The organism is Commensalibacter sp. A3DC (genome assembly GCF_047307945.1).
In the GTDB taxonomy this organism is placed as follows: Bacteria; Pseudomonadota; Alphaproteobacteria; order Acetobacterales; family Acetobacteraceae; genus Commensalibacter; species Commensalibacter melissae.
In genome coordinates, this window is record NZ_JAXOQA010000053.1 from 1 (window position 1) to 12,718 (window position 12,718).

The 12,718-nt window shown below is 37.0% G+C and carries 10 protein-coding genes; 5 read left to right on the top strand and 5 right to left on the bottom strand.

Going from position 1 to position 12,718, the window contains the following annotated elements; genetic code table 11:
- The 3 genes from glmU to U0839_RS06885 all read left to right on the top strand — a co-directional run.
- On the top strand, window positions 1-1,267 hold a 1,267-nt coding region (glmU, locus tag U0839_RS06875; RefSeq protein WP_413550351.1), incomplete at its 5' end, for a bifunctional UDP-N-acetylglucosamine diphosphorylase/glucosamine-1-phosphate N-acetyltransferase GlmU.
- A 16-nt stretch (window positions 1,268-1,283) separates the two neighbouring features.
- Window positions 1,284-3,107: a glutamine--fructose-6-phosphate transaminase (isomerizing) gene (gene glmS / locus U0839_RS06880; protein ID WP_413550352.1), complete on the top strand. Its 1,824-nt coding sequence runs from the start codon at window positions 1,284-1,286 to the stop codon at window positions 3,105-3,107.
- Between the two features lie 236 nt (window positions 3,108-3,343).
- Complete coding sequence (locus U0839_RS06885; RefSeq protein WP_155568061.1) at window positions 3,344-4,627, top strand: aromatic amino acid transport family protein; 1,284 nt, start codon at window positions 3,344-3,346, stop codon at window positions 4,625-4,627.
- A gap of 48 nt (window positions 4,628-4,675) precedes the next feature.
- Here U0839_RS06885 and U0839_RS06890 read toward each other — a convergent pair whose 3' ends face one another.
- Window positions 4,676-6,085: a sugar porter family MFS transporter gene (locus U0839_RS06890; RefSeq protein ID WP_155568062.1), complete on the bottom strand. Its 1,410-nt coding sequence runs from the start codon at window positions 6,083-6,085 to the stop codon at window positions 4,676-4,678.
- Between the two features lie 90 nt (window positions 6,086-6,175).
- Window positions 6,176-7,018 (bottom strand): undecaprenyl-diphosphate phosphatase, encoded by an 843-nt coding sequence (locus tag U0839_RS06895; RefSeq protein WP_413550354.1) that lies wholly within the window; start codon window positions 7,016-7,018, stop codon window positions 6,176-6,178.
- 237 nt (window positions 7,019-7,255) lie between these two features.
- Between U0839_RS06895 and U0839_RS06900 the strand changes: the two genes are divergently transcribed.
- Window positions 7,256-7,717 carry an MlaD family protein gene (locus tag U0839_RS06900; RefSeq protein WP_413550355.1) on the top strand — a complete coding sequence of 154 codons (462 nt, stop codon included), beginning with the start codon at window positions 7,256-7,258 and terminating at the stop codon, window positions 7,715-7,717.
- Window positions 7,718-7,761: 44 nt separating this feature from the next.
- Here U0839_RS06900 and surE read toward each other — a convergent pair whose 3' ends face one another.
- The 3 genes from surE to U0839_RS06915 form a co-directional block, all read right to left on the bottom strand.
- Window positions 7,762-8,526, bottom strand: a complete 765-nt coding sequence (surE, locus tag U0839_RS06905) for a 5'/3'-nucleotidase SurE (RefSeq protein ID WP_155569203.1) — start codon at window positions 8,524-8,526, stop codon at window positions 7,762-7,764.
- 102 nt (window positions 8,527-8,628) lie between these two features.
- Window positions 8,629-10,356 carry a ShlB/FhaC/HecB family hemolysin secretion/activation protein gene (locus U0839_RS06910; RefSeq protein WP_413550356.1) on the bottom strand — a complete coding sequence of 576 codons (1,728 nt, stop codon included), beginning with the start codon at window positions 10,354-10,356 and terminating at the stop codon, window positions 8,629-8,631.
- Between the two features lie 21 nt (window positions 10,357-10,377).
- Entirely contained in the window at window positions 10,378-10,995 is a 618-nt protein-coding gene (locus U0839_RS06915) for an invasion associated locus B family protein (RefSeq protein ID WP_155565402.1), read from the bottom strand.
- Between the two features lie 314 nt (window positions 10,996-11,309).
- On the opposite strand from U0839_RS06915, the gene U0839_RS06920 reads away from it, so the two are divergent.
- Window positions 11,310-12,718 (top strand): filamentous hemagglutinin N-terminal domain-containing protein (locus U0839_RS06920; RefSeq protein ID WP_413550358.1); only part of this gene is annotated, 1,409 nt, incomplete at its 3' end.

The following is a 12,718-nucleotide window of genomic DNA, read 5'->3' on the forward strand; positions in this document are numbered from 1 at the left end:
AGGAATGGGAACCCGTATGAAATCTTCAAAACCGAAGGCAATGCACCCCATTGCAGGGCTTCCAATGATACGTTTATTATTAAATCAGGTCGAAAAGGTTTTTGATCGAATTATTGTGGTTCTCGGTCCGCATATGGAGACTCTTGCCGATTTTGTAAAACCGCATCAGGTTGTAATCCAGAAGCACAGATTGGGAACCGCCCATGCTGCATTGCAGGCAGAGGCCTATTTTGGAAAGGGTATTGTCACTGTTCTAAATGCTGACAATCCCCTGATACGGGAAAATACATTACAGCGACTTATTGATGAGAAAAAAAAACCAAAAACTGATTTGGTTTTATTAGCTATGGAATGTAATGATCCCAAGGCTTATGGACGTGTGATTGAAAATAATGGTCATGTAATAAAGATTGTGGAAACACTTGATGCCTCTGACGCAGAAAAAAAAATAAAATTGTGCAATTCTGGGGTAATATGTGCGGACGCACTGTATTTTTCCAAATGGCTGAAAGAAATTGAAAATCATAATGCAAAAAAAGAATATTATATTATAGATATTGTTTCTTTAGCAGTTAGGGAACATAAGGTGGTAAAGGCTCTAAGGGCTTCAGAAACGGAACTTGCAGGGATTAATTCGCAATCTGAATTGGCTTTTGCTGAATCCATAATTCAAAAAAGATTGAGAAAACAGGCGATGGATAACGGGGTGACAATGATTTCACCGGAAACTGTTTTTATGTCTTATGATACCAAGATTGAAAATGATGTAATTCTTCATCCCAATATTGTTTTTGGCAAAAATGTGGTCATTCGTTCAGGGGTTGAAATCAAATCATTCAGTCATCTTGAAGGCTGCGAAATTAAACAAAATGCCATAATTGGTCCATATGCTCGTATCAGACCTGATACGGTGGTGGGTCAGGATGCGCATGTCGGTAATTTTGTGGAATTGAAAGCTACAGCTTTAGGTGACGGGGCGAAAGCAAATCATCTTTCCTATCTTGGTGACAGCATTGTTGGTAAAAAGACAAATATTGGTGCAGGAACGATAACCTGTAATTATGATGGATCGAGAAAACATAAGACGGTCATTGGAGATGAGGTATTTGTAGGTTCTGATGCCATTCTTGTTGCTCCTGTAGAAATTGGTAATAAAAGTTTAATTGCGGCAGGAAGCGTGATAACGGATGATGTTCCTGATAATGCCAAAGCATTTGGTAGGGCCAGGCAGGTAAATAAAAATAGCAAGGTTACATTAAAAAACTGATATTAAAGGGAAGTTTATGTGTGGGATTGTTGGAATACTAGGGAACCAATCTGTTACTCCTCTGATTATGGAAGCTTTGCGTCGTCTTGAATATCGGGGATATGATTCTGCAGGGATTGCAATATTGGATCATGGCCTGTTAAATCGTCGTAGAGCTCCTGGAAAACTTGATAATTTATCGAAATTACTTCTGTCTTCCCCAATAAGCGGCAATCTGGGCATTGGTCATACGAGATGGGCAACACATGGAGCTCCCACGGAAAACAACGCGCATCCTCACATGACGGATCGTGTGGCTGTTGTTCATAATGGAATTATTGAAAATCATGTTGCATTAAGAAAAGAGTTGACAGAGCTAGGACAAGTGTTCAAAAGTGAAACGGATAGTGAAACAATTGTGCAGCTTGTCGATTATTATCTGAAACAGGGATGTGCACCCCAAGAAGCTGCCTTCAAGGCTTTGAAAAGGCTTGAGGGAGCTTATGCCATTGCGATGATTTTTTCCTGTGATGATAATCTTATAATCGGGGCTAGACATGGTGCCCCACTGGTTGTCGGATATGGTGATCATGAAATGTTTGTGGGGTCTGACAGTCTGGCAATCGCACCTCTTACCACAAAAGTTGCCTATATGCCGGATGGCGTATGGACTGTTTTGACACGAGAAGGTGCTGAATTTTTTGATATGGAAGGTGGAAAAGTTGAATGTCCAATTCAAAAAACGGCGTTGATGTCAGGGGTTGTCGGTAAAAATGGTTACCGTCATTATATGGAGAAAGAACTTCATGAGCATCCAATTGTCATAGGGCAGACTTTAAGGCGGTTTGTCGATCCATCATCCCATAAAATAATATTGCCTCATATGCCATTCGATTTATCAACGTTGAAAAGGGGTATAATTACGGCATGTGGATCAGCATTTTATGCTGGTCTTATTGGACGTTATTGGTTGGAGGAATATGCCAGATTGCCCATTGATATAGATGTTGCAAGTGAAATGCGCTATCGCAATCCTCCTGTTGAAAGTCAAGGGATGGGATTGGTCATATCGCAATCAGGAGAAACGGCCGATACCTTGGCAGCCTTGAGAAATTTAAAAAATGAACATCAAAAAATAGTTTCTATTTTAAATAATGAATTCAGTACTATAGCCAGAGAAAGTGATGTTGTTCTCGGTACGGATGCTGGTGTGGAAATTGCTGTCGCCTCTACAAAAGCGTTTACAGCCCAATTGACAGTATTATCATGTCTTACCCTTGTTATTGCTCGTGAGAAAAATAAGATTACCCCTGAAAATAAAAAAGTATGTTTGACTGCATTGATGGATCTCCCCAGTCGTGTTGCTGAAGTTTTGCAAATGAAAGATAAAATTCAGGAAATTGCCCATAAAATTGCCGATGCTCAAAGTGTGATTTATCTGGGAAGAGGGATAATGTATCCTGTTGCAATGGAGGGAGCGTTAAAACTGAAAGAAATCTCGTATATTCATGCTGATGCCTATGCCGCAGGTGAAATGAAACATGGCCCGATTGCCCTGATTGATCAAACGGTTCCGGTCATTGCGGTTGTGCCTTCCGGTTTTTTATTTGAAAAAACACTTTCAAATTTACAGGAAGCAAAAGCAAGGGGTGGACATATTATTGCTTTCACTGATGCAAAGGGTGCAGAGGCATTGTCAACCATTGCAGAACAGATTATTGTTTTGCCTACAGTTCATGCTTTTGTAGCGCCAATCCTTTATACGGTACCCGTTCAGATGCTTGCTTATGAAGCTGCCATTTTAAAAGGCACGGATGTTGATCAACCCAGAAATCTTGCAAAATCCGTAACTGTTGAATAATTAAGATCAATAACAGATAGATTAAGTTATATGTTCCTAAAATTATTAAATATCATTTATTTTGGGAGCATATAAAATACATATTTCAATACAAAATCACTGCGTAATCGTAACTGATATATTTTTCATATTTTCCAATTTTCCTGTGAGGGAGAGTTAAATAATAATTTTGAAATTTTTTTTTATCCGATTTATAAAGCGTTAATCATACTCAATCATAAAAAAGTAAAGCTTTAATGAAAAATAATCAAATTTTAGATAAAATGCCCAAATGGCGTTCAAGTGATACAATTTGGATGTTGAGTCTTTATGGAACGGCGATCGGTGCAGGAGTACTTTTTTTACCGATTAACGCTGCGGCTGGTGGATTAATTCCTTTACTTTTATTGACTATTCTTGCCTTTCCAATGACATTTTATGCACATCAGGCTTTATGTAGGTTCGTATTGTCGGGATCCGAAAATGATTATGGTGATATTACCGTTGTCGTTGAAGAAAAATTTGGAAAAAAAATTGGGTATTTAATCACATTATTTTATTTTTTTGCAATATTTCCTATTTTATTGGTTTATGGTGTAAGTCTTGTTAATACTGTTCAAAGTTTCATGCAACATCAACTTGGTTTGACACCACCGCCCAGAGCGTTGACTTCGTTTTTTTTAATCAGTTTTTTGATAATGATCGTTCAGTGTGGTGAAAATCTTATAGTCAAAATAATGTCGACCCTGGTCTATCCATTTGTTGCAATTTTAATATTGATTTCTTTATTTCTTATTCCGCATTGGAACCTGAATCTTTTCAGGGATATAAGTTTATCTGGAGCATCACGGGAGGGAGGCAATGGAATGTTTCTAACATTATGGTTGACTATACCTGTTGCGGTTTTTGCATTTAATCACTCACCGATTATTTCTTCCCTAGCTGTTACGAAAAGCAAAGAGTATGGTAGATGGGTTGAACCAAAATGTTCACAGATTATTAAATACAGTAATTTAATGATGGTAATTACCGTATTATTTTTTGTATTTAGTTGTGCTTTATGTCTGAGCCCTGCCAATTTAATTGAAGCGAAAAAGGCAAATATCACCATTCTTTCCTATTTAGCTAACCACTTCCATACCCCTTTTTTAAAATTTATAGCGCCAATCGTTGCTTTTGTAGCAATTTGCAAATCCTTTCTTGGCCATTATCTTGGGGCGAAGGAAGGATTTAATGGAATTTTGGAAAAATCATTATATCATTTTTTTGGGAAAAACATTTCCCGTAAAACTTTGGATCGATGTGCGTTATTTTTTGTATATGTAGTTACATGGTTTGTTTCAAGCAATAATCCCAGTATTTTAGGTATGATTGAATCCATTGGTGGACCAGTTCTTGCAGTTATTTTATTTATTCTTCCTATGGTTGCCATTCACAAATTACCTGAATTGGCAAAATTTAAAGGAAAATCAAGCAATATTTTTATAACCATAATGGGATGTATAGCTATATCAGCCGTTATTTACCAATTTTTTATTTGAACGGATTTCATCAAAGCGATCTATTATAAAATGCTGATTATTAAAAATCTATCTGCCAATTTTTCTTAAGGGTTGACCTTCCATTAAATTTTCTTCGATTTGCTCCAGACTAATATTTGACGTTTCAGGTACAAATGCGAAAATGAAAACGATAAAAATCAGATTTAGGCAGGCATATAACAAAATGGTATGTGAAGCACCGAATGTATTGATCAATGTCAAGAAAGTGAATCCCACCCAAAAATTTGCCAACCAATTTACCACTGTTGAAACAGCAATACCAAAATCACGTCCTTGCAAAGGTTGTATTTCGGAACATATCGTCCAGATTAAAGGCCCTGCAGACATGGCAAAACCGATAATAAACATTAATAGCATTGTAACACAGCAATATTGAAGATAAGGATTTGTTTGGATATTATTATCTAAAAGAAAACTGACAGACCCTAATCCAATCGCCATCATTGTAAAACCGATATACAATATTGGTTTTCGACCCGATTTATCACATATTCCGATGGCAAGAAAGGTTGCGAAAACATTTACCAGACCAACTAAGGCTGTAAACCATAACCGTGCATGACCGTGATATCCCATATTGGCAAATATGCGAGGGGCATAATACATAATAACGTTCATGCCTGTAAATTGCTGTATAATTTGTAAACAAATACCTAATAGAACAGAACGTTTGAAATTTGAGTTATAGAGAAATAAATAAAAACCTTTTTGGGAATTTTCCAGTTGCATTTCAATATTTTTAATTTCTATCTTTATTAGGGTATTATCGTTATTTCTAATAGAGGATAAAACATTATAGGCTTCTTTTCTTCGACGATGCATTAATAACCATCGTGGGCTATTTGGTAAGATTAGAAGACCCAGTAAAAATATGGTTGCGGGAACGGCCAAAATTCCCAGCATCCATCGCCATGCTCCATAATATCCGAATATAGTGTCGGAAATGAATGCCATGAATATTCCTACTGTAATCATTAATTGATAGGTTGATATCATTGCCCCCCTTTTTTCTTCCGGTGCAATTTCAGCCAGATACAATGGGGCAGTCATACTGGCGATACCGATTGCAAATCCAAGAACAAATCGCCACATGATGAGGTCAGAAACACTATTGGACAGGGAACAACCTATCGAAGCGGCGATAAAAAAGGTTGCACTTACGATCAAACAGCGATTTCGTCCAAATTTTGCTGATGCCCAACCGCATATTAAAGCACCAAAAGCGGCTCCAAACATCATGATACTAACTATTTTTTCAATATCATGGTCATTTGCTGAAAATTCAATTTTAATAAAATCATTTGCGCCAGCCATAACACCAATATCCAGGCCAAATAAAAGTCCGGCCAATGAAGCAAATAGATCAATTATAAAAAGGTTGTTAGGAGAAAAAAAATTTTTTTTGTTTTTTTTAAAGGAAAGATCCGAAAGTTTCATTTTTCCTCCCGAAAAATTTATTTGTTCCTTCTTTATTTAAAAACTTGTTTGACAATCATCACAATTCACATAAATGTGAATGTGATTTATTTAATACATCAATACAACAAAACCTATTATGCCTAATGCACAACAATAATATCCAAATGGTGTTAGAGCCCATTTCTCATTATTTTTGAAATATTTCATAAGAAATGCCGTGCTTAGAAGTGCTGTAATACATCCGATGATTGTCGCAATACCCATATGTAAAATATTGTCAAAAGGAATTTGCTGTTTGTAGATTTTCCAGCTTTGATGAGCAGAAGCCGCCAAAATTACCGGAAGAGCCATTAGAAAGGAAAATCTTGCAGAATTTTCATGAGATAAATTTCGAATCAATCCAGACACAATGGTTGACCCCGAACGTGATATCCCGGGAAAGAAAGCCAGACATTGAAATAATCCAATAAATAAAGCATCTTTGACTTTTAAGTCAGCTATTGCAATCGTTTTGTCTACCGATACATTTTTTCTGAGTTTATCAACTATAAAAAGCATTATTCCGTTACATACCAAGAAAATTGACACAATATCGGGTGTCGAAAAAAGGTTTCTAACTAATTTTTCAAAAAAGGCACCGATGAATATTGCGGGTAAGGTGGCAACAATAAGCAGAGAAAAAATATAAAGACTTTGACGTTGTATTTCTTTTCCATCCTTTCCTAATGCACCCTTGAAAAGGGCACTCCAATCTTTCCAGAAAAATATTAGAAGAGCGAAAGCGGTGCCGAAATGAAGCATCACCATAAATGGCAAAAACGTTGGATCTTGAGCGTGAATTTGCCATCCTAGCAGAGCGGGGATTAAAACGGCATGACCAAGACTGCTGACAGGAAAAAGCTCCGTTGCACCTTGTAGAATGGCAATAAAAATGGTCTGAAGAAAAGACATGAAGTAACCTTTTTTCGATATTATAAATCGTTTAATATATTTTATCAGGCATTTTAAAAAATTAAATCATATAGTTATTGATCAATAAGTATTATTAGAAAATAATAATTCAGAGATTTAAGGGATCATGACAATTTCAAACATTGAAAATTAATAGTGTATTTTGACGTTTTATTTTATTTTTTAAAATTATATTATTTATTGATGTTAGGTTGGAATGATAAAGGGTAGATGTTAATGATTAAACAAAGAAATGTTAGTGCATATATGGCTAGCACTTTTGTTTTGATAATTGCTATCGGATTTTATGCATATTCTAGACTTGTATTATTTGGAACCGGAGAGGATCGATATACTATTGAAGCTCAATTTTTTTCTTCCAATACGGTTAATCCTGGTGGAAAGGTTATTTTATCTGGTATTCCAGTTGGGGTTATAAAATCCATCAATCTTAATAAAAAGACATTCATGTCCGAAATTAAAATGGATATTAATAAAAACATTCATTTGCCCACTGATAGTCAGTTTGTCATTTCATCAATCAGTATGACGGATGATGGTGTTATAATCATTAAACCAGGAAAAAACAGAGATTTTATCAAGGCTGGAAATAAAATCAGTAATACAGTGCCTTATGTTAGTCTGGAACAGCAAATCAGTAATTATATTTTCGGAAGTATGAGTGTCGCATCACAATAATAATGAATTGAATATTATTACTTGCAATGCGACGAATTTTCAATTTATTTCTTGAGTTGATTCAATAAATCAAAATCTGTTCTTTCATATGTCAAAGGAGTGATTGAAATTGATTTATTATTGATGGCTTGTGTTTCCGTTCCTATTTTATCTTCCTTGATTGGTCTGTCAAAATTAAGCCAGAAATATTCGTTTTGTCGTAAATCTTTTCTTTTAACTGGAACAATATTCTCAATATATCCCAATCCTTGTGTCGTGTATTCTATTGTATTCACTTCATCATATTGGCAATCGGGAAAATTGATGTTGATACACCCATTTTTTAAATTCTTTTTATGTTCTAAAATTTGTTCTATAATTTTTGCGCCGAAATACTCCGCTGTATTCCATTGAACAGGATACCCATCTCTGAAATTCTGACTAAGAGCAATTGAAGGTATTCCCAATAAGGCACCTGTCATTGCTGCGCCAACAGTACCTGAAAATATGGTTTCAATACCAAGATTGCTTCCCCGATTCACGCCAGATAAAACCAGATCAGGACGTTGGGGTAAAATTTCTTGAATCCCCATTACTACACAATCACCCGGTGTACCGGATATTGCAAAATGATTATTTGATTTTTCCATTATGCGTAAAGGGTGATGAATACTTATAGATTGAGCAGTCCCGCTTTGATCCCGCTCTGGAGCAATAACCCAGATTGTCTTGGCAATTTTCGATGCTATGTTTTCCAGAATTTTTAAGCCAGGTGCATCAATGCCATCATCATTTGTTAAAAGAACATTATTTAATAGTTGAAAATTCATTTTTAATCCGATTATTATCTATTCAATTTGAATGAAATATTAACGGTAAAGGGTAAATTATTTTATGGGTAAAAACCATACCCATAAAATGAATAGATCAAATTACAGTCTGACACCGACATTGAAAAGTGCAATCCATCCTTCTGGAGGAAGACCCGCCGTTGTGAGTGCGTGTGTAAGGGAGGCGTTCCAGAATATATTGCCTGAGGATTTGCGAATACCGAAACCTGCACCGGCAAGGTTGCCTCCTTTTTCTGTTTTTGGCATATCGCTGTATGTAAATACACCCCGTGTCATTCCGACATCGAGAATACCGTAGAGTTCGGTATTTTTAATCAGGGCGTTGCAGAAGAATTGATATCCGCCACAATCCATATTTTTTGTGGGAATGAACCATGAGAGATCATTACGCATGTAAATTCCTGCATTTCCGATCATGGTTTGTTGCATAAAACCTCTGACCGTATAGGGTCCGCCAATTTGCATTTGCTCATTCGCATATTGGTTTTTAGTGCTATATTCCCCGTGGATGGAAGTATGCCACATAAAATTATCGACGATAGGTTGATATCCATCGATATCCAAACTTGGCTTTACATATTGCGTATGGGGATTATATCGACCTGAGTTATCGATCCAGGACTTTCCTCCCATTGCCCCCCCCAAACCGATTTTCATTCCGACACTGACATACCATGTTCCACCCCAAAGATGCATTGACTCACTGGCATTAAGATTCAGGAAGGAGAGTTTTGCACTTTGCGTGTTCATTTTGGAATGATTGAGATAACTGTCAAAGGATTTCAGCTCATAGGTAGCTTGTAATGTTGTAACACCGATGGAATTACGAGCGACAACTCTCGAGGCACCGATATGGAAATCTTTTTGGGTCGTATCGTATCGTCCTTGTCCTGGCCAGTTGAAATGTAGACGATAGAAATCGTCATAGCGATACCATCCTCCGAAGAATGTCCATGGTCCCAGAGGGATTGAGCCTTCAGCGGTAAAAAAGGAATTGTGTCCATCTCCCTGACGTGAATTGAGTGAATGATCATATTCTACAGTCCACATATCCAATAATCCGAAAAGGTCTTCGGCAGTAACCATGGTTCGTCCGATAGTTCTTCCCGAATAGCTTTGTCCATTATTGTCAACTGTCAGCTGACCATGAAGAATACCTGGATCATGGGCATTGATTTTAACCACTGATGTGCCCGGTTTTTGCCCTGGTGTAATTTTCATTGTGGCAGCCCAGTCAGGCAGACGGTTCATCTGATCCATTCCCTGTTCCAGATCCCGCAGGTTTAGAATTCCGCCCTTAACCCATGGAAAAGCCATGGTTTCATGGTTTTTTGCAGACACTCCCTCGAATTGGAAGTCTGAAATTTTTCCATCCACCACAACGATATGCAATTGACCTGACTTGAGATCTTGTTGAGGCAGATAGGCCCTAGTTGTTACAAATCCATGATCAATATAGGCCTTGTTGAGCTTGTTTAGGACAGTATTCATATCATCAAGGGACATGCATTTGTTTTGCCATGGTCTGGTGATATGGTTGACTGGCAGTTGTGAGAGGTTTTGTGTGTTAACGACGATGATGGAATTGATATGCACACATGCCCTACCATGCAATGCAGGGGCCTGATCCTGGTTTACCTGTACATTGCTGGAGGGTGGAGGTAGGGTCTCCATTAAATGTTGTCGTTCTTTATGTTGCAGATATTGTTGATATTGATTAAGATTTTGAGCAAATCCCTGTATGTTTATAAAAAAAATACAGGGAACGACGATTAAGAATAATCGTAGATATACAGCCTTAAAATTCATTTATCTTGTATCTGGACGGAATTACGGATTTTTCTTGTTAACCATCTCATCCATTGTTTTAAGAATGGAAGGAACATTATCAATATTAAAATTAATGGTTAATGTTGTTCCGTTGACGCGATGAATGACCAGATGGGCAAGTTTGTTTTTAGTCAATAGCTGTTGAAGGTCATTATCAATAACTTTGGTTGCGATACATCCGTTTGTCGTACAGGCAGCCCAAGGCAATTCGACAGGTTTTGCACGATCGAAAGTTAAATTGGCTGGACTTTGTAAAGAGAATCCAAGGGGAACAACCACTGTAAATTGAAAGGGTACAGGTTTTGACAAATCGTTACTTTGCTTAACTTTTTCCAACAAAAGAGAAGCGATAGGGCTTTGGCTGTTGTTAGGCCCTTTGGTTAATAGATTTTGTTGAGCGATACATCCCTGGGACACGGTTTTATTGTTCTGTTCCGCAGCGTTTGGATAGGCACAATGAATATCCCAGCTGCCTATTCTTTGATTTACGGTAATGGGAGAAATTGCAGAACTATTTTTACTATCAGATGCTTGTTTACTTGTTCTTTCTGCAGCGAATCCATGAGTGGAATTTAATAAAGCGATTGTAAGAGCGCTTAATAAAAGCAATTTTTTCATAAAAAACCCTAACCTTAAAAATATTGACCACTATTCCCATAATTATTTATGGAAAATTGGTTTAAATAAAAAATAATAAACACTGAGTTATATTAAAAAAATAAAATTTTCATGGTTATAAAATTAAATAATACTAAAACTTATCAACGGTTTTCGATTATATATAAAATTATTCTTTTTAAAATACATTTTTAATAATTTTAAATAAAAAATTATTGTTGCTTCGATCTAAATTATATATATCATATCAAGCTTTGATTAATTCTTAGAATTTATTTTTAAATATTTATTTTAGTATTCCTATTAGGTACCCTATGTTTAAAACTAAATATAATCCCTTTTATATTTCTCGAATTTTGCTAATAAAACGTCTAAAATACACGATTGTGACGGGATTATTCTTGGGAGGGAACCTTTTTTCTACCTTTCCGGTTTATGCCGGGCCCAGGCCCGCTTCTAATATAGTGGTTGATCCAACAGCCCCGGTAAATAAACGGCCATCTATTGATGTAACGAATAATGGAATTGATCAGATCAATATTGCACATCCCAATAATGCTGGTGTTTCACATAATCTTTTCAACCAGTATAACGTTAATGAATCTGGTCAGATTTTAAATAATTCGTCCACAATAACCAAGACAAAACTGGCTGGACAAATCACGGGCAATCCCAACCTGAATGATAATCATAATGCTAATTTGATTATTAATGAAGTGACTGGACGTTCTCCAACCAGATTGCTTGGATATACTGAAATCGCGGGTAAACAGGCTGCCCTGGTTATTGCCAATCCCAGCGGAATCACTTGTGCGGGGTGTGGATTTGTCAATACAACAAGAACCTCTCTTGCAACAGGTAAAACCCAGTTTGATCAGGAAGGCCACCTGCAGTCTATCAATATAAATGATGGAGAAGTGGCATTTGAAGGTAAAGGCGGGAATTTTGCCGAAGTTCCCGTTTTGGATATTATCAGCCGTAAAGTTAGGATTGAAGGACCTGTAAATGGTCAGGATATTAAAATCACCGCAGGACGCAACATTTATGATTATGTAAATGGAACTGCAACGGCGCAAGAACCAGATAACAGTCAAAGACCAGAATTTGCTATTGATACATCTGTGTTGGGCGGGATGACGGGCAATCATATTCAAATGATGGTTAACGAAAAGGGAGCCGGAGTCCGTGTAGATGGCCGTATGGCATCTACGGCTGGCGACATGCAGCTGACTGCTGATGGAAAATTGCTTATTAATGGTGAAATGTCAGCCCGCAACAATTTACATGCCAAAATTGATATTGTTGAAAATACAGGGACGATAGGGGCCGACAAACAGCTCTCTTTGCAGGCGAATTCCTTGACAAATTCTGGAAAGATTATTGCCAATGGAAATGATAGGAATCAACTTTCAATCCGAGATAATCTAACAAATTCCGGATCGATTCTAAGTCAGGCAGAATTACAATTGACTGCGCAAAACATCAATAATACCCAATCAGGTATGATTAACTCCCAACAAAATCTTTTCCTGTCCGGCCATGATGTAGTGAATAATGGGCAAATGAATGCTGTGAATGGATCTTTACAGGGAAATTTTCAGGGGAATGTAACTAATCATGGCACCCTTGTTTCCAACAATATGGTAAATCTTTCCGCGGCTGGTCGTTTTGACAACAGTTCAGGCCAGATTGGCTCTCTGAGCAAAGGGGATGTAACGGTTCG

Coding starts and splice junctions, on each gene's coding strand:
- glmS (WP_413550352.1), top strand. CDS start 1,284: ATGTGTGGGATTGTTGGAATACTAGGGAACCAATCTGTTACTCCTCTG.
- U0839_RS06885 (WP_155568061.1), top strand. CDS start 3,344: ATGAAAAATAATCAAATTTTAGATAAAATGCCCAAATGGCGTTCAAGT.
- U0839_RS06890 (WP_155568062.1), bottom strand. CDS start 6,085: ATGAAACTTTCGGATCTTTCCTTTAAAAAAAACAAAAAAAATTTTTTT.
- U0839_RS06895 (WP_413550354.1), bottom strand. CDS start 7,018: ATGTCTTTTCTTCAGACCATTTTTATTGCCATTCTACAAGGTGCAACG.
- U0839_RS06900 (WP_413550355.1), top strand. CDS start 7,256: ATGATTAAACAAAGAAATGTTAGTGCATATATGGCTAGCACTTTTGTT.
- surE (WP_155569203.1), bottom strand. CDS start 8,526: ATGAATTTTCAACTATTAAATAATGTTCTTTTAACAAATGATGATGGC.
- U0839_RS06910 (WP_413550356.1), bottom strand. CDS start 10,356: ATGAATTTTAAGGCTGTATATCTACGATTATTCTTAATCGTCGTTCCC.
- U0839_RS06915 (WP_155565402.1), bottom strand. CDS start 10,995: ATGAAAAAATTGCTTTTATTAAGCGCTCTTACAATCGCTTTATTAAAT.